The organism is Archaeoglobus fulgidus DSM 4304 (genome assembly GCF_000008665.1).
In the GTDB taxonomy this organism is placed as follows: Archaea; Halobacteriota; Archaeoglobi; order Archaeoglobales; family Archaeoglobaceae; genus Archaeoglobus; species Archaeoglobus fulgidus.
Map to the genome: position 1 here is coordinate 761236 of NC_000917.1, position 17006 is coordinate 778241.

Genomic DNA, 17006 nt, shown 5'->3' on the forward strand with positions numbered 1-17006 from the left:
TTATAAATTTAGCATCAAATTTTCTTCATGAAACTCGGTTTTGTTGGTGCGGGAAGGGTTGGAAGCACTTCAGCATTCACGTGTTTGCTAAACCTTGACGTTGACGAGATAGCACTTGTGGATATAGCCGAAGACCTCGCAGTTGGGGAGGCAATGGATTTGGCTCACGCAGCGGCGGGAATAGACAAGTACCCGAAAATAGTTGGTGGGGCGGACTACTCACTGCTTAAGGGTAGTGAAATCATCGTCGTCACTGCAGGCCTCGCAAGAAAGCCGGGGATGACCCGCTTAGACTTGGCGCACAAAAATGCGGGAATAATCAAGGACATTGCTAAAAAGATCGTCGAAAACGCTCCTGAGAGCAAGATTCTGGTCGTGACAAACCCGATGGACGTTATGACTTACATAATGTGGAAGGAGAGCGGAAAGCCGAGAAATGAGGTTTTCGGCATGGGCAACCAGCTCGATTCGCAGAGATTGAAGGAGAGGCTTTACAATGCCGGGGCGAGAAACATCAGGAGGGCATGGATAATTGGAGAGCACGGAGACAGCATGTTCGTTGCCAAAAGCCTTGCCGACTTCGACGGAGAGGTGGACTGGGAAGCTGTGGAGAATGACGTCAGATTTGTAGCTGCTGAAGTAATAAAGAGGAAGGGAGCTACAATTTTCGGTCCCGCCGTAGCAATTTACCGCATGGTTAAAGCCGTTGTTGAGGATACCGGCGAAATCATCCCGACAAGCATGATTCTGCAGGGCGAATACGGAATTGAGAACGTGGCTGTGGGAGTTCCCGCAAAGCTCGGAAAGAATGGGGCGGAGGTTGCGGACATCAAGCTTAGTGACGAGGAAATTGAGAAGCTAAGAAACTCCGCCAAGATTTTAAGGGAGAGGCTTGAGGAACTCGGATATTAGACACAAACCTTTTATTTTTTAATGCAAAAGACTTTCATGGTTACGTATTCAGACCCGATGGCATCGCTAAGCGGGCTGTTCTGGATACTGCTCTTCCTTTATCTGATCTTTGCGCCTCAGCTGAAGCACCAGCAGCTTTTGGCGGCACGAAGGAGGGCTATGCGCAGGATAGGGATGAAGAGGGGAAGTAACGTCATAACGATGATTCATCGCCAGGAGAGCATAGGCTTTCTGGGCATTCCGATTTACCGCTTCATAGACATCGACGATTCGGAGAAGGTTCTGAGGGCGATAAGGAGCACACCTAAGGACAAGCCGATTGACCTGATCATCCACACTCCCGGAGGGCTTGTTCTTGCCGCAACGCAGATAGCCAAGGCTCTCCACGACCACCCGGCGAAAACAACCGTAATAGTCCCGCACTACGCCATGAGCGGAGGGACGCTTATCGCCCTTGCAGCGGACGAGATTCTGATCGACCCCCACGCTGTTCTCGGCCCCGTTGACCCACAGCTCATGAACTATCCCGCTCCGTCAATTCTGAAGGTGGTCGAGAAGAAGGAGCCGAAGGACATCGACGATAAAACGCTCATCATGGCGGATATAGCAGAGAAGGCGATTAACCAGGTCAGAGAGACTGTCTTCAACTTGCTCAAGGACAAAATGGATGAGGAGAAAGCGAGGGAGGTGGCGAAGATACTCACCGAGGGCAGGTGGACTCACGATTACCCGCTTACCGTTGAAGAGCTAAGGCAGCTCGGCCTTAAAGTTTCAACAGACGTTCCGGAGGAGGTTTACGAGCTGATGGAGCTCTACCCGCAGCCGATGATGCAGAGGCATCCCGGGGTGGAGTTCGTTCCAAGTCCCCCGAAGGGGGAAAAGCCCTCTTTTAAATAATCACCACATCAAACCGGTTTTGGGACAAAATTCCTTTAATCCCTGACAACAATCACATACGCTCTCCACCCAATATACCTCTTGGGCACATCAACCTTTGCTGAATTACCGAAAGGCGTGACTCTCTTCTCGAAAACAACCTCAACCTCCTCTTTCAGAACAAAATCTCCCTTCTTCACTTCAACCCTCCTCATGTTAAGTATATCCATAGAAATACTTAAATACTTTTTGGTTGGAATCAGAACATGAACCTTGGATTCAGAGTGACAGGGAAGTTTGTAAGGGAACTTCTGGATGTTTTGGATGAAATTGCAGAGGAGATAAGACAGGAGGAGAAGGAAAAGTATCCGTACACAGAATGGGAGAGGAAGAGAGAAGTTGTTAAGGAAAGGCTGAGAAAACTCCCTGAATACGTTAGAGAGGCTATTTCTGTGATAACCGTGCAAAAGAGGGTGGGAAGACCAAAGAAAGTTGATCTGGAGAAGAGAGTTATGCTCTTTCTGTTTGCAAGGCTGATGGACAAATCAAACAGAGATATTGAGGAGCTTTTAGAGCTGTTTGAACCTTTATTCGGGATAAAGGTTAGCTACAAAACGATAGAAAGATTATACTCGGATGAAGAAGTTAGAATGGCTTTACACAACCTCTTCATCCTTCTGCTTAGAGAGGAAGGAGTTTCAGGAGATTTTTCAGGAGATGGGACAGGATACAGCCTAACCATCACTAAGCACTATAGAAGCAATCCTAAAAGGAAAGGTAAAGACTTCAGATACGTTTTCAGGATAATTGACATCGATACGGGAATGTACGTTGGCTTTGGCTATTCTGACAGATCTGAGAAAGATGCCTTTGAGAAGGCTTTAGGAATGCTCAAAAGCATGGGGGTGAAGGTAAACTCGATTTCTCTGGATAAGTATTACAGCAGTAGGAAGACTCTGAGGCTGTTTGATGCTGAGACAGCTGTCTACGTCATTCCAAAGCGAAATCTTGCCAGAATAGGATTTGACTGGTTGAGGGTTATCGAGAGGATTGTTGAAGCTCCTTATAGGTTTCTGAAGAGGTACTTCAAGAGGAACTTAAGTGAGGCAGGATTTTCTGCTGATAAGAGGAGATTTGGATGGTTGATAAGGCAGAGGAGGGAGGACAGGAGAGAGATGGCTTTGTTTGCTGTTGGGCTGTGGCACAATGTGTTTGCTGTTAGGGTGGTGAGGTAATTTTGTCCCAAAGTCACATCAAACCCCATATTTTTTAAAATTCTCGCTACCTCCCTCTTCCTATCGGTGAACGCCAGGACTCTGCCCTCTGCGTAGGCATCAACCACCTTCTCGGCAGCGAGAACATCATTCTGCTCGTTGACTTCTATGAATCTTGCATTGAGCCTTTCCGCGTAGCTTTCATCCTTCGAATCCGTCAGATACAGCAGCATATCGAGTAAAGAGGTCCTGTATCCGTTTTTGAACTCCGAGCCGTCGCTTGCTTCAATACTCTCAACGCAGCCGAGCCAGTAAACGATGAGGCCGTTACCGAACATCTCGTAGTACTTTGAGTACTGCTTTTTCCAGTAAAGGTCGTGGCTCCTCGGATCGCCGAAAAGGGCCTTGCTCTCGATCCACTTCAACTCCTCTCCCATGAACTCCACCGGCTCCTCGAAGTAGAAGTCCGGAGTCTTGCTGAACCGGCCCTTCAAGTCCTTCTCGGTCAGAAACTCAATTCCGGCCTTTTCAAGCTCGTATGCCAGACCCCTCTCCCCCAGCTTTCCTCTCGCCCTCTGAAGCCTTGCGGCAATAGGGGAGTAAACGTAGTCGCTCAAAACGGCCTTTCTAATCTGCTCTGCGAGCTTCTCATCCTCAACAACATCCTCAGGATTTCGGAGAGCTTTGTTTATCGACTTCGCTGAAAATCCCATGCCCTTCATGAGCAGCCTTATCTTCATCACAGGCGGTAGGGTGAGCCACTTCGGAAACTTCTTCTCCCTTTCCCAGTAGCTTATAATTTCCGGAATTCTCTCCGCGAAGGTGTGGTACTTCCTCTTCACACTGTCAACCTTCTTCTGCTGCAGAATGCAGTGCAGCGTTCCTCTGGGATAAGGAAGCTTCCGAATGTCGCTGAGCGTCTTCAGCTCCCTCCTGATTTTCAAAAACTCTTTGACAGCTATCCTCATCACAACCCCCTTAGCGAGTAAACGAAGAGAACCCTCACCCTGCTCCCCCTAAGCCCAGCATACTTCGTCGACATCTTTATCCTTAACTTCATCGATTTTCTTAGCTTGGAAATGAACTTCCTCGCCTCGTTAACGTCCTCAAAGTAAATATCCAGTCCGTTTTTGGCCTTCTCCACTTCCGCGTTCCTTTTCAGCGCCATGTTCCTCACGATTTCAATCTTATCCGGCTGAACATCTCTCACCTGCACTATGCAGGGATGGTTCACCACTGTCGCTATTGGTATCTCGGCTTTAAAGTTATTTTCTAAAAAAGATTAAATTTCCCCAAATCGAAGGTAGGTTATGGAAAGACCCATACTTCAGGTCGCCCTCGACCTCCTCGAGCTTAAAAGGGCGATTGAAATTGCGGGGGAGGCAATAGAGGGTGGGGCGGACTGGCTCGAGGCTGGAACGCCTTTAATCAAAAGCGAGGGGATGAACGCGATAAGGGAGCTCAAGAAACACTACAGGGGACACAAGGTCCTAGCAGACATGAAGACTATCGATACGGGAGCGATTGAGGTGGAGATGGCAGCAAAGAGCGGTGCTGACATTGTAATCATCCTCGCGTTGTCTGATGATGACACAATCGCCGAGGCGATAAGGGCCGCAAGGAAGTACGGCTGCGAGGTTATGGCTGACCTCATTAATGTCCCTGACCCTGCCAGCAGGGCGAAGGAGGTCGAGGAGCTCGGTGTTGATTACCTTAACGTTCACGTCGGTATCGACCAGCAGATGAAAGGGCTGGACCCGCTTGAGGTTTTGAAGGACGTTGTTGACAGTGTTTCCATTCCCGTCGCTGCTGCAGGAGGTCTGGATGCTGAAAGAGCCGCAGCATGCGTTTCCATGGGGGCGAGCATAGTCATAGTGGGAAGCAACATCGTGAAATCAAGGAACGTGACGGAGTCTGCCAGAAAAGTGAGGGAGGCTATTGACAGGGCGGCTGAAAAAGGTGGTGTGGAGGTAAGGAGAAAGAGCCTCGACGAGGAGATAAGGGAGCTGCTGATGCGAGTCTCTACACCCAATGTGAGCGATGCTATGCACAGAGCTAAAGCCATGGACGGCGTTTATCCGCTTGTAAGGGGAAAGAAGATTGTAGGAAAGGCTGTTACCGTAAGCACGATGGATGGTGACTGGGCCAAGCCGGTTGAGGCTATAAACGTTGCTGGAGAGGGAGATGTGCTGGTCATCAAGGTTTCAGGCGATACTGCGGCGGTATGGGGAGAGCTTGCCACGAGGAGCTGCATAAACAGGAAGATTGCGGGTGTAATAATCGATGGAGCTGTCAGAGATGTGGATGACATAAGGGAGCTTGGATTTCCGCTTTTCGCCAGAAAGGAGGTTCCCAACGCAGGTGAGCCAAAGGGATTCGGGGAGATTAATGTCAAGGTTATCTGCGGCGGCGTTGAGGTAAACCCCGGAGACTGGATTATAGCGGACGACAACGGTGTTATGGTGATTCCGAAGCGGAGGGCTTACGAGATCGCGAGAAGGGCAATGGAGGTCAAGAAGTCTGAGGACAGGATAAGGGGGGAGATAGAGGAGAAGGGCAGGACGCTCGCGGACGTGGTGGAGCTATACAAGTGGGAGAAGGTTCAGTGATGCGGGGGGAGGGATTCGAACCCTCGAACCCCTACGGGAGTGGATTTCTCCCCATCAGGTCTTGAGTCCACCGCCTTTGGCCACTCGGCAACCCCCGCTCAGGCAAGCTTAGTGAACTTCAGCTTATCAACTTTATGCTTCGGAAGAAATTTAAAAAAATTACCCTTTAGCAACGCCTAAGGGCCTCAGCCTCGCCACAAGCTTTGAAATGCCCGCTCTGTGGACTACATCGACAACATCGTCGCTGAGCTTGTATGCCTCAGGCGCTTCCTCAGCCAGCAAAGCTCCGTGCGTCGCTCTGACATAAATTCCCTTTCTTTCGAGATTCTGCTTCACAACGTTGCCCCTCAGCTTTCTTTTTGCAGCAGCCCTGCTCATAACCCTCCCGCTGCCGTGGCAGGTTGAGCCGAAAGTCTCTTCCATGGCCTTCTCCGTCCCGACGAGGATGTAGCTCGGCGTTCCCATGCTGCCCGGAATGAGGACAGGCTGTCCAACATCCCTGTAGTCCTCCGGAACCTCCTTCAGTCCCGGCCCGAAAGCTCTTGTAGCTCCCTTCCTGTGGACGCAGAGCTTCATCTTCTTGCCATCAACCCTGTGCTCCTCGAACTTCGCTATGTTGTGGGCCACATCATAAACAAGCTCCATGCCCAAGTCATCCTCGCTCATCCCCATTACCTTCTGGAAGGTCTCTCTCACCCAGTGGGCGATAATCTGCCTGTTGCACCATGCGTAGTTGGCAGATGCAGCCATGCCTGCGAAGTAATCCTGCCCCTCTTTGCTGTTTATCGGGGCGCATGCAAGCTGCCTGTCTGGCAGCTTTATTCCATACTTTTTAACAGCTCTGTCGAGAACCTCAAGGAAGTCTGTGCAGACCTGATGTCCCAGCCCCCTGCTTCCGCAGTGTATCATCACCGTAACCATTCCCTCCTCGATTCCGAACTTTGCCGCAACCTTCTCATCAAAGACCTTATCAACATACTGAACCTCAAGGAAGTGGTTTCCGCTGCCGAGAGTGCCGAGCTGTGGCCTTCCTCTGTCCCTCGCCTTCTTGCTCACAACCTCTGGCCTCGCTCCCTCCAAAGCTCCCTCCTCCTCGCAGTGCTTCAAGTCCCTCTCGTATCCGTAGCCGTTCTCAACAGCCCATCTCGCGCCTTCAACAAAAATCTCGTCAAGCTCTCTATCACTTACCCTCAGCCTACCCTCGCTGCCCACTCCCGAAGGCACAGCAACGAATAGCTCGTCTATCAGCTTTTTGATTAGCGGTTTGACATCCTCAACATTCAAATTGCTCCTCAAAAGCCTTACACCGCAGTTTATGTCAAAGCCCACTCCTCCGGGTGAGACCACTCCCTCGTTAACATCAAACCCGGCAACCCCACCGATGGGGAAGCCGTAGCCAACGTGAACATCTGGCATGACGAGCGATGCCACCTGTATTCCGGGCATTGTCGCAACGTTTGCAGCCTGCTCAACCGCATCCTTTTCAAGAATTTGCATCAGCTTCCTGCTTATGTAAAAGTAAGCGGGAACCCTCATTCCAGGCTTGTAACTCTTCGGTAGTTCCCACTTGTAATCCGTAATCTTCTTCAAAATGCCCTCCATGTTCACCCATTGGGGAAACTGTTTAAAGTTTTACTCCTCCTTCTGTAAAGCTCAACCCACCAGCACGTCGTGATAGGCATTACAGCAACCCAGCCGAGAATAACTGCAACCAGCGTCCCCGCCAAAGTCCCCCAGAATCCGAAGAATCTGAAGGGGTAAGCTGCTACCTGGAGAGCCATACCCGCAAGCCCGACAAGAAGCCACATAATTATCGTATCCACCAAGTTGTGCCTCAGAACCATAACTCCCCTCCTTATCCCCGAAAGCGTCCCCTTCAGGTCGATTACAATGGCGTACGGTACGAAGGTGAAGAGAAACTGAATCGTGATTGCGAAGATGCCCAAGAATGCGCTCCAAATCATGAAGGAAATAACGTAATATAGAGCCGCCTCCTTGGTGAGCATGTGAATGTTCCTGAAGAAATCCAGTCCAAGATTGATTAGAGGGATGAAGGCGATGCCAATCAATAGCGTAAGAATAAGCTCGAATTTGAACAGAGGAACGAAGAGGGATTTCGCGTGGTGAAACGCTGTAGAGAGTATGGCCTTGCCCTCAAGAGCGTCGTAGCAAAGCTTAATCCACCAGGCTTTAAACAGCGCAGCAAGAGCCGCTACAATAACCAGCCCGAAAACAAAGGTCACGCCCAGCAGCTCAATATTACCGAGGCACCTCTTTAAAAACTCCCCGAACATCTGCTTGAAGGCCTCATCGCCAAAATCTCCTGAAAGAATCGCTGCAGGAAGCTCTGGCATTATGGCGTAGATTGCCGAAAGCAGAGTGGCGATTGAAACGGCAATCACTGATAGCCCGTGAAGCACAAACGGAACCGCCGTTACCGGATTTCTCCTCCAGGCCTCCCATCCTGCACGTAGTATGTCGCTCTCCATTTCAGACACCGAAAAACTCCCTAACGTGACGTCTTGTGAGGTAGTAAAGGATTGCTCCCAAAACCACAATCCCCACCACTCCCTTTGGGAGTGAAAGCAGCGATGATATCAGACCGAATGCCGTGAAAATCACAGCCAACCACCAACCCCAGCCCCTGCCCTTCCAAAGCCCATAGGCGGTTATGAGCCAGACGGTGCCGGTAATCGAGAAAAAGATTCCGCTGAACGCAAAAAACAGCTCAGCGTAAGGTATTTCTCCCAATTGAGTTGTAGAGGCGACTTGTGCAAGGTATCCGGATACCGCTGCTGCTAGAAAGAAAAATACAGCCGCCAAGACATACAGAATCGCCAAAACAGTTACACCGGTTGGCCTCTCCAACAAACCACCTCAGGCTCTGATAAGCATCGCCGAAAACGTGTGTATGAACTCCTCCAAAACCCTGTTAACGATTTCAGGCTGCTCAAGCATCACGCAGTGTCCGGCATCGGGAACGATCACCATCTTTGAATTCTTTATCAGCCTCGAAAGCTCCTCCGACTTGCTTACGGGGAGCAGTGCGTCCTCCTTTCCGACAACTATCAGCGTCGGTTTCTCTATTTCTCTCGCAATGTCCCTTAAATCCACTGTAGTCAGAGTCCAGAGAGTGTTAAGGGCTGCATGTTTGGGAGTGTTTTCCAGTGCCTCCTTCAGCCCCCAATCCCTCAGCTCTCCAGCCTTTCTCCCGAAGGCCATGTTTGCTATGATTCTTGCGGAGATTCCGTAAGCCAATGTAGCGAAAAGCCTTCCAATTGGGTAGCCGTAGCGGTGCAGGGACTGGATTCTCGCACCACCCCCTATCAAAACAAGCGCTTCAACCCTCCCAGGATGCTCCACGCAGTACCTCATCGAAATCATTGTTCCGAAGGAGTGCCCAACGAGCACGAATCTGTCAAAACTCGCATCCTTAACCGCGGCATGCAAGTCGGAAACGAAGTTATCGAACTCGTAAAAGCTCCTGTTGAAGGGCTTGTCCGACTTTCCGTGTCCTCTGTTGTCGATGAAAAGCATTCTGTGTTTGCCTTTGAAGTACTCCCTCTGCTCCCTCCAGAAATTCATGTTGGCGGTCCATCCGTGAACGAAAACGATTGCCGGCTCTCCTCCATCCTCAACCTCGTAGTAAATTTTAACACCGTTGTCAGCATACGGCATGATGCAAGTTGATAATTATCTTTAAAAATTTTTCCCCACAGCTAAAATTTTTCACACCTTAAGCTTTTTCGATATTTCAAGCAGCCTCTTCCACCTTCTGTACTTCTCCGATAAATCCAAAGAGGGTTCGAAAACTTTATCGAAGGGCATGCAGAAGTCCTTTTTCCACTTGCCCAAAGCCCTCCCAGCAACGAGGTGCGCCCCGAAAGAAGTTCCCGAAAGCACTGCCCCCCTCTCAACTTTCAAGCCTGTAACGTCGGCAATTCTCTGCAGGAAGAAGTCGTTGGAGGACATCTCTCCGTCGCATCTGATTCTGTCAGTTTCGTAGGGAAACTCCTTCCGCATAATCTCGACGATTTCGGCTATTCTGAAGGCTATGGATTCGAGCAGGGCTTTCACTATATCCTCCCTCGTCATGGCGTTGGATATCCCGTAAAGCAAGCCGGGAACCGAGACGTAGTGGGGAGTTGCGAGGCCGGTGAAGGAGGGGATGAGCAGCATGTCGTCATTCTTCGACCTGAAGGCCATTTCTGAAGTTTTAGAAACATCATCGTAGATGCCGATTTCCTTCAGCTTCTCCACGGCAGAACCGCTGTAGAAGAGCATCCCCTCCATCATGTATCTCATTTCCGACTTCAGCTTCCACGCTATGAGGGGAAGCAAACCTCCGGGAGAGGCTTGGGGCTCTTCTCCAACATTGAGGTCGACGAAGGTTCCGGTTCCGTTGGTGGCCTTGATGTCTCCCTCCTCCCAGCATCCGAGGGCGTAGAGGGAGGCGGATTGGTCGGCGATGACTCCAGTGACTGGCACATTTCTGTACTCTCCAAAGATTCTGTCGCTTTCGAGGGTTTTCGGAAGCATTTCCTCATCTGCTCCAACAATTTTTAGAATGGGCTCGCTCCACCGCAGGTAGTAGGAGTCGTAGAGGCCTGTAGCAGCAGCATTGGAGTAATCTGTAAGATGCTCACCTGTCAGCCTGTATACAAGCCAGCTGTCAACGGTTCCAGCTTTCAGATCATACTTCTCCTTTTTCTCTCCAAGCTCCCTCAGCATCCAGCAGAGCTTCACGCTGGTGTGGTTGGGGCGGATTGAGAGGCGGGAGAGTGTGATGAGCCACTTAACCCTTCTCTTGTTTTTCAGCGTTGGAAGCAGCTTCACCACCCCTCTCGCAATCATTCCAGCAGTCCTTGCCATCCTGATGGTAGAGTCTCTGTTCATCTCCTCAGCAAGAGCGTTGGCCCTCATGTCCTGCCATCCAAGGGCATTGAAGACTGGCCTGCCCGTTTTACCATCCCACAGAACTGCGGTGGTTCGCTGGTTGGTTATGGCAATTACCTCAACACCATACTCGTCAATGGCTGTGTCAGCGAAGCTCACACACTTCCTCGCTAAATCCTCTGCATCGATCTCAACCCATCCCGGCTTTGGATTGTGCTTGACAACCGGCTCCTTTTTGATCGCTACAAGTTTATCCTCATCGTAAACGGCAAGCTTTATCGTTGTTGTTCCCGCATCGATTACCCCAATCATAGGCCCTCAGCTATAATCTCAACAATATCCTTTGCCTTCAGCGCCATCCTGCACGAGGGGCAGAGAGTCACGATTTGATGCTCAAAGTGCTCCATCCTCCTCTCCGCAACTTTTTCCGCCATTTCTGGTACGACAAATCTGTAAACCCCGCCGTAACCGCAGCAGTGCGTGTCTTTACCATTGAACACCGGCTCGTGGACAACAAAGCCCATCTCTGCGAGCAGCCTTCTTGGTTCCTCAACAATGTCCAGCTTCCTTGCAAGAATGCATGGGTCGTGGTAGGACACATCCCCGCCAATCTTTACGGGCTTGAGAACAGCCAGAAGGTGGGCAGCCTTTATTCCGTTCTCCCTCATTACGTGAACGCAGTGCGGACAGTTGCTGATAACCCCCTCATACTTCGCTGCAGCATCCTTGAGACTTGAAATCTTCCCCCTGAACTTATCAACCAAGCCGAGTTCGTAGTAGGGCATTCCGCAGCATTCGAGGTTTTTAACGGCAAAATCAACGCCGAGCTTCTCCAGAACCTCAACTGTTACGTCGAAGAGACCACTCTCAAAGGTGCTGCAGCCGGGGAAGTATAGGATTTTCCCGTCTCTTGGCTCAACCTCCACTTTTCTCATGGACTTCTCAAACCTCTCTATGGCCTTCATAGCCCTCTCCCCTCCCCTGTAACCCCTGAGATTGTCGTTCACGCTTATATCCATGGGACAGGCATTTTTGCAGGCATCACACGGAAGGCAGTGGTAAATGGCCTCTTCCGTTTCACCGAGGTAGGCGAGCCTCGATTTCACGGAAGGTGAGACGGTCAGCCTTCTTTCAGCGTCAAATACTGGACAGACATGGAGGCACATGTTCGGGCAGAGCATGCACTTCGTCACGTCATCAGACTTGCCGAGCTTTGGAACCACCTTTGCCAGCCTCATTTTCGTCTTCAGGTCGGTGTTGGCCAGAATTCTCGTTATGACCTTCGGATTTATCACAGCATCACCCCCCTGTTGAGGATGTTCCTCCTGTCCAGAACGCTCTTCAGGTCTCTCAGCAGAGGATAGTATCCCCCAATCTCTGCCGAAAGCCACCTCTTCCTCAACCTCCCCACGCCGTGGTGGTGCGTCAGATTCCCACCGTTCTTCAGCGAAGCCTCGATGGCCCTCCTCCATACTTCAAAGTAGTAGCTCTCTATGTCTGCCGGCAAACCGGCAAAGGTGAAGTAGAAGCACAAACCGCTCTCGTAGAAGTGCGATGCGTGGGCTGAGGCTGTGACTGTTCCCTCAACGCTCCTTATGGCCTTCAAAACCTCTGAGTAAACTCTCTCCGCATCCTTCCAGAAGCACGCAACCTCTATGGTGTCGAAGATGAAGCCGAGGGGGACGATTCGGCTTATATCCGAAACGTCGAACCTCTTCTCAAGCCACTTCTCCGCCCTTCCCTCAACCAACCTTCCCCTAACGAGATTTCTGGCCTCCTTCAGCTTTGCAGACGCAGCCCTTCCCTCGAAAACCGCTATCAGAGTGAAGCTTTCCGAGTCGAAGTACCTCAGACTCTCCTCATCGTCGAAAATTCTCATGAGAGCTGGTCTTAGCTGCATCAAAGCCTTTGCATCCCTCACAGCCTCACCAATACCATCGTATTCGACTGAGAGCGTTAGAAACTCTTCCGGCAATGGAAAAATCTTCATTACCGCTTCGGTAACAACACCGAGCAGCCCCTCGCTTCCCACAAAAATTTTCTTTAAATCGGGCCCAGCCCTTCTGGGAGTTGCCCTCTCCGTAACCACTTCACCATCCGGGAGAACAGCCGTTAGGGAGACAAGAAGGTTCTCGATGTTGCCGTAGCCAGTTGAGAACTGCCCGCTCGCTGCCGTAGCAACCCAGCCGCCAACGGTCGAGCAGTAGAGGCTCTGGGGAGAGTGGCGGAGCGTGAAGCCCCGATGGTTCAGAATCTTCTCCAGCCTTCCCCCAACAACCCCAGCTCCCGCTCTAACAACCATGTTCTCCTCATCAATCTCTATCTGGTCGAGGGAGAGCGTGGAGAGAGCTATTCCCCCCTCGTAGGGAGTTGCTGCATCTATAACCCCGCTCCCACCGCCGAAAACGTACACAGGTATGCCGTAGGTGTTTGCGACCTTGAGAATGACTGAAACCTCCTCAGTGCTCTTCGGGAAAACAACAGCGTCAGGCATTGCAGAAAACTCTCGCCTGAGCAGCTTGGGAAGGTGAAGGGGATTGTAGTCCTTGCAGTAGGCAATTCTGTCCTCCATGTTTGTGGAGACCGCTATCCCAGCAGCCCTGATTTCCTCAAGAGCTTTTTCGATGGCTATCACCTCAGCCTCACAGCCGTTCCGTAGGCGAGAAGTTCAGCAGCTCCAGCCATTGTTTGTGAAGTTGTGAATCGAACGTTTACCACTGCATCAGCGCCGAGCTTTTTGGCCTCCTTAATCATCCTGTTCAGAGCCTCCATCCTTGCATCCCTCAGCATTTCCGTGTACTCCTCTATCTCCCCTCCAACTATGTTCTTCAGACCCGCCAGAATGTCCTTACCGACATGCTTCGCCCTGACTGTGTTTCCGAAAACCACTCCCAGAATCTCAGCAACCTCACGCTGCGGAACTGTTTCGGTTGTTGTAATTATTATCTCCTTCTCCATCAACTCACCCCCTCGATTTTCTTTTCTCTTCCTCCAAACAGTATGAGCGCGATTCCAACAACAATCAGTATTGTGTCGAAGACCAGAAGGACGGGAAAGAGGATTTCAAGTGCCAGCCCTGCTGCAATGAAAGCGATGCCCCACTTGTGGTGACTCTCCATGTTGAGCCTTCAATAATGATTTATTTAAATGTAGCGAGTTCAAACAGCACTTCCTCAACCTTCAGTCCTTCATAAAGGACTCTGTAGATGCTGTCGAGCAGCTTTGTGTCTGCATTTATTTTGCTGGACAGCCTGTATGCTTTCTCTGCCGTTTTGTAGCCCTCAACCACACCAACTCCTCTCCTCTCAAGCTCCTCCATCGCCTCATCGATGCTAAGCCCCTTTCCAAGCAGCTCTCCCAGCATCCCGTTCCTTCCTCCCCTGAAGGTTGCGATGAGGTCTCCAAATCCGGAAAGGCCAAAGGCGGTCTCTCTATCCCCTCCGAGAATCTCTATCAGCTCTGCCATCTCGTTTATGGCTCTCGTTGCAATCACTCCCTTTGCATTGCTCATCTCAACGTTTTTTCTGCTCTCGTAGCCCCTTATCCATGCAATGGCTATGGAATAAACGTTTTTGAGGGCGGAGGTTATTTCCGTGCCAATTATGTCTGTTGTTACTTCAACGCCAAAGTACTCTGTCTCAAAGATTTCTTTCATTTTATTGGCCGAGCTTTCGGATGGGCTGCTGAAAACAACGGTTGTGGGCATGCGTTTCGCCACCTCTCTTGCAATAGCGGGCCCGGTTATCGCCACAGTCCTTTCCCTCAAATCGTGCTTTAACCTCCATACAGCTTCGGGAACCGTCAGAACACTGTTATCAAAATCAATCAGCCCTTTAGAGATGAGTACGATGTACTGGTCCTTGAGATACGGGAGAATTCTGCTCATTACGGGCAGCACGCCATCCGTGCTAACACCCAGAAGTACAACCTCTGCATTCTCCAAACATTTTTCAAGCTGCTCTGGCCAGAAAATTTCCACGCCATTGAGCTTTACACCAAGCCTTGGATGCTCTCTGCCGGCTGAGATTGATTTTAAAATCTCCGTATCGAACTCGGTCCCCCAGATTCTCACTTCGTTGCCGTTATCTACGAGCGGGACGGAGAGGGCTGAGCCCATTGCACCCGCTCCCAGTATCGAAACAATCATGATGTAGCTATGATTAGAATTACAAAAAGCTAACGTTTATATTGTCTCCGTCCAAATGCAGTTATGCCCGGCATCGTCCCTCACAGGCACTGCGTGGTTTGTGGCAAGGCCATTGAGCCTGACCAGCAGGTTTGCAGCGATGAGTGTGGAGAGATACTCAACAAAGAGAGGAAGAGGCAGAGGAACTTCATGATTCTGATGTTCGGAATTCTGATTCTGCTGCTTGTGATGATGTGGCTGCCCTATTTTAAGATTTAACTTTTTAACACTCACACTCCTCTCCAGGCACTGAAACGGGGTATTTGGAGGTCAGACAGGCAAGGCAGTATCCCCTCTTTCCACCCGCCCTCCTAACCGCTTCGAGAAGACCTTCCAGGCTCAGGTAGGCGAGGCTATCCGTTCCGAAAATTCTCCCTATCTCCTCAACGGTATGGCTGGCGGCTATCAGCTCCTCCCTCGATTTCATGTCTATTCCGAAGTAGCACGGGGCTATGATTGGGGGGCTGCCGATTCTCATGTGCACCTCCTTTGCTCCCGCGTCTTTTATCATCTGCACGATTCTCCTTGAGGTGGTCCCTCTCACTATGCTGTCGTCAACCAGCACAACCCTCCTCCCCCTCACGTTCTCCCTGACGACGTTTACCTTCAGCCTCACTGACGTCTCCCTTAGACTCTGAACCGGCATTATGAAAGTCCTGCCCACGTATCTGTTCTTTATCAAGCCCTCAAAGTAAGGCAGCCCTGATTCCTGAGCGTAGCCTATTGCCGCGGTTATTCCGCTGTCGGGTACAGCTGAAACGAAGTCAGCTTCGACAGGAGACTCCCTCGCCAGAACCTTTCCCATCTCGCTTCTCGCTTTGTAAACGCTTATTCCGTCAATTATTGAGTCCGGGCGGGCGAAGTATATGTACTCGAAAATGCAAACAGCTCTCCTCTCCGATTTGGCGATTTTTACGAACTCAAGCTCACCATCTTTTATAATCGCCGCTTTCCCAGGCTGTACGTCTCTTATAAACTCTCCACCGAGAGCATCGATTGCGCAGCTTTCGCTGCATATCACATAACCATCATCAATCCTTCCAACGCACAGCGGCTTGAAGCCGAGAGGGTCGCGGTAGCCTATCACCGCATCGTCAACGAGCATGGTCATGGTGTAGCTGCCCACAAGTGATTCGTTCAGCCTTTCAAGAGCATTTATGATGTCCCCTTCCTCGATCAGAAACTTTGAGAGCAGCTGGGAAATTACCTCGGTATCTGAATCGGTTGTGAAAACCCTTCCCTCGTTTTCCAGCTCGTTTCTCAGCTGAGAGTAGTTAACGAGGTTTCCGTTATGTGCTACAGCTATGTATCCCGCCTTTGATTTGACGACGAAAGGCTGAGCGTTCTCAAGTCTCGACCTACCGGTCGTTGAGTATCTGACGTGGCCGATTACCGATTTGCCTGCAAGCAGCTCAAAGTCCTCGTCGTTGAAAACCTCGGTGACGAGGCCCATGCCCCTCTTCTGCCTTATGTGGTTGTCAAAGGACGCGATACCTGCCGACTCCTGACCGCGATGCTGAAGGGAGAAGAGAGAATAGTAGGCGAGTCGGGGAGCAAGCTCCCCGTCAGGATGGTATATACCTACAACCCCACACATTTACGTTCTGTTTTTCTTCTTTCTAACCCAGTTGTAGCTTCTAAGCCTCTTGCTCCTTCCGAACCCACATGCAGCGCAATAACCCTTTCTTCTGTGGAATGAGTGCCTTCCACACCTTCTGCACCTGATATGAACTCTCTTTCTGCCCTTCTTACCCATCGCAGCCGTTCCGTCCGACATCACTCACCACCCGGAGCTGGTGAAACGAAAACAACCGTGTCTCCTCTTATAACCACACTTCCTACCTTTCTGACGACCTCTCCATTCTGAATTTCCTCCGCATCAAGCAGCACGAGATTCATGTGGATGTCGTATCCATCCAGCGTTCCTCTAAATTCCCTACCCCCCTTCAGCCTTACGATGACTGGGGATTTCAGGGACCTGTTTAGCACATCCAATGGTCTTGGTGGCATATTCTTTCCCTCCAGAATTATCTAAGGTTCGTTGCAGGAGGAGTTATTTAAAAATATCGCTGAACCCGAATTTTGCCAGATGCTGAGAGCTTAAAGGCACACAAGTCGAAAACATTTTTAACCCTGAAGCTCCAGCAATGACAAGCGCGGGTAGTCTAGCGGTAGGACAACGCCCTTCCGAGGCGTTAGCCCGGGTTCGAATCCCGGCCCGCGCACATTGGTTTTTAATTGCCTCCATCCGAAGAAACTTTTATAGGGAATCATGCTAGAATTGGTGGTATGTACAGAGCAAAGATTGTTGCT

20 protein-coding genes, 2 tRNA genes and 1 pseudogene are annotated in these 17006 nt (G+C 50.6%); 6 read left to right on the plus strand and 17 right to left on the minus strand.

The window, feature by feature from the left end:
- The first annotated feature begins 27 nt into the window (after positions 1 to 27).
- Positions 28 to 912, plus strand: a complete 885-nt coding sequence (gene mdh, locus AF_RS04335) for a malate dehydrogenase (RefSeq protein ID WP_010878358.1) — start codon at positions 28 to 30, stop codon at positions 910 to 912.
- Between the two features lie 36 nt (positions 913 to 948).
- A complete protein-coding gene (locus AF_RS04340) occupies positions 949 to 1809 on the plus strand; it encodes an SDH family Clp fold serine proteinase (protein WP_048064299.1) in 861 nt (286 codons plus the stop codon).
- A gap of 35 nt (positions 1810 to 1844) precedes the next feature.
- Here AF_RS04340 and AF_RS04345 read toward each other — a convergent pair whose 3' ends face one another.
- Positions 1845 to 2003, minus strand: coding sequence for a DUF2080 family transposase-associated protein (locus AF_RS04345; RefSeq protein ID WP_010878145.1), 159 nt, complete (start codon positions 2001 to 2003; stop codon positions 1845 to 1847).
- Between the two features lie 51 nt (positions 2004 to 2054).
- On the opposite strand from AF_RS04345, the gene AF_RS12635 reads away from it, so the two are divergent.
- On the plus strand, positions 2055 to 3023 hold the full coding sequence (locus AF_RS12635; RefSeq protein WP_010877790.1) for an ISNCY-like element ISA1214-1 family transposase: 969 nt from the start codon (positions 2055 to 2057) through the stop codon (positions 3021 to 3023).
- Positions 3024 to 3289: 266 nt separating this feature from the next.
- Here the strand turns inward: AF_RS12635 and AF_RS13805 are convergent.
- Both AF_RS13805 and AF_RS04355 read right to left on the minus strand, forming a co-directional pair.
- Positions 3290 to 3970: pseudogene (locus tag AF_RS13805) on the minus strand (TPD domain-containing protein); the annotation flags it as partial.
- Complete coding sequence (locus AF_RS04355; RefSeq protein WP_231487625.1) at positions 3970 to 4236, minus strand: NMD3-related protein; 267 nt, start codon at positions 4234 to 4236, stop codon at positions 3970 to 3972. The pseudogene AF_RS13805 and the gene AF_RS04355, both read right to left, overlap by 1 nt.
- A 76-nt stretch (positions 4237 to 4312) precedes the next feature.
- Between AF_RS04355 and hxlA the strand changes: the two genes are divergently transcribed.
- Entirely contained in the window at positions 4313 to 5611 is a 1299-nt protein-coding gene (gene hxlA / locus AF_RS04360; RefSeq protein WP_010878362.1) for a 3-hexulose-6-phosphate synthase, read from the plus strand.
- Here hxlA and AF_RS04365 read toward each other — a convergent pair.
- The 11 genes from AF_RS04365 to gpsA all read right to left on the minus strand — a co-directional run bounded on the left by AF_RS04365 (position 5612) and on the right by gpsA (position 14654).
- Positions 5612 to 5709: transfer RNA gene (locus tag AF_RS04365), tRNA-Leu, on the minus strand.
- A 61-nt stretch (positions 5710 to 5770) separates the two neighbouring features.
- Complete coding sequence (locus tag AF_RS04370) at positions 5771 to 7213, minus strand: RtcB family protein (RefSeq protein ID WP_048064301.1); 1443 nt, start codon at positions 7211 to 7213, stop codon at positions 5771 to 5773.
- 2 nt (positions 7214 to 7215) lie between these two features.
- Positions 7216 to 8109: a hypothetical protein gene (locus tag AF_RS04375; RefSeq protein WP_010878364.1), complete on the minus strand. Its 894-nt coding sequence runs from the start codon at positions 8107 to 8109 to the stop codon at positions 7216 to 7218.
- A complete protein-coding gene (locus AF_RS04380; RefSeq protein WP_148183434.1) occupies positions 8102 to 8479 on the minus strand; it encodes a hypothetical protein in 378 nt (125 codons plus the stop codon). Before AF_RS04380 ends, AF_RS04375 begins: the two co-directional genes overlap by 8 nt.
- A gap of 9 nt (positions 8480 to 8488) precedes the next feature.
- A complete protein-coding gene (locus tag AF_RS04385) occupies positions 8489 to 9289 on the minus strand; it encodes an alpha/beta fold hydrolase (protein ID WP_010878366.1) in 801 nt (266 codons plus the stop codon).
- Positions 9290 to 9340: 51 nt separating this feature from the next.
- Positions 9341 to 10819, minus strand: a complete 1479-nt coding sequence (locus AF_RS04390) for an FGGY family carbohydrate kinase (protein ID WP_010878367.1) — start codon at positions 10817 to 10819, stop codon at positions 9341 to 9343.
- Positions 10816 to 11802 carry a (Fe-S)-binding protein gene (locus tag AF_RS04395; RefSeq protein WP_010878368.1) on the minus strand — a complete coding sequence of 329 codons (987 nt, stop codon included), beginning with the start codon at positions 11800 to 11802 and terminating at the stop codon, positions 10816 to 10818. Before AF_RS04395 ends, AF_RS04390 begins: the two co-directional genes overlap by 4 nt.
- The gene (locus AF_RS04400; protein ID WP_010878369.1) at positions 11799 to 13142 is read right to left on the minus strand and encodes an FAD-binding oxidoreductase; all 1344 of its coding nucleotides are present in this window, start codon (positions 13140 to 13142) and stop codon (positions 11799 to 11801) included. The genes AF_RS04395 and AF_RS04400 overlap by 4 nt, the downstream gene beginning before the upstream one ends.
- Positions 13139 to 13465: a YbjQ family protein gene (locus AF_RS04405; protein ID WP_010878370.1), complete on the minus strand. Its 327-nt coding sequence runs from the start codon at positions 13463 to 13465 to the stop codon at positions 13139 to 13141. Before AF_RS04405 ends, AF_RS04400 begins: the two co-directional genes overlap by 4 nt.
- Positions 13465 to 13626 (minus strand): hypothetical protein, encoded by a 162-nt coding sequence (locus AF_RS13070; protein ID WP_010878371.1) that lies wholly within the window; start codon positions 13624 to 13626, stop codon positions 13465 to 13467. The genes AF_RS04405 and AF_RS13070 overlap by 1 nt, the downstream gene beginning before the upstream one ends.
- 20 nt (positions 13627 to 13646) lie before the next feature.
- Positions 13647 to 14654, minus strand: a complete 1008-nt coding sequence (gene gpsA / locus AF_RS04410) for an NAD(P)H-dependent glycerol-3-phosphate dehydrogenase (RefSeq protein WP_010878372.1) — start codon at positions 14652 to 14654, stop codon at positions 13647 to 13649.
- Positions 14655 to 14717: 63 nt separating this feature from the next.
- Here gpsA and AF_RS04415 point away from each other — a divergent pair, with 63 nt between their 5' ends.
- The gene (locus AF_RS04415) at positions 14718 to 14912 is read left to right on the plus strand and encodes a DUF2116 family Zn-ribbon domain-containing protein (protein ID WP_010878373.1); all 195 of its coding nucleotides are present in this window, start codon (positions 14718 to 14720) and stop codon (positions 14910 to 14912) included.
- Positions 14913 to 14916: 4 nt separating this feature from the next.
- On the opposite strand, the gene purF is transcribed toward AF_RS04415, so the two are convergent.
- From purF to AF_RS04430, 3 genes are read right to left on the minus strand one after another with little or no spacing between them, the layout of a single operon-like run.
- Complete coding sequence (gene purF / locus AF_RS04420) at positions 14917 to 16290, minus strand: amidophosphoribosyltransferase (RefSeq protein WP_010878374.1); 1374 nt, start codon at positions 16288 to 16290, stop codon at positions 14917 to 14919.
- Positions 16291 to 16470 carry a 50S ribosomal protein L37e gene (locus AF_RS04425; RefSeq protein ID WP_010878375.1) on the minus strand — a complete coding sequence of 60 codons (180 nt, stop codon included), beginning with the start codon at positions 16468 to 16470 and terminating at the stop codon, positions 16291 to 16293. It abuts the gene before it with no gap.
- Positions 16470 to 16703: an LSm family protein gene (locus tag AF_RS04430; protein WP_010878376.1), complete on the minus strand. Its 234-nt coding sequence runs from the start codon at positions 16701 to 16703 to the stop codon at positions 16470 to 16472. The genes AF_RS04425 and AF_RS04430 overlap by 1 nt, the downstream gene beginning before the upstream one ends.
- Before the next feature lie 144 nt (positions 16704 to 16847).
- On the opposite strand from AF_RS04430, the gene AF_RS04435 reads away from it, so the two are divergent.
- A tRNA-Gly gene (locus tag AF_RS04435) sits at positions 16848 to 16918 on the plus strand.
- The last annotated feature ends 88 nt before the right edge of the window (positions 16919 to 17006 follow it).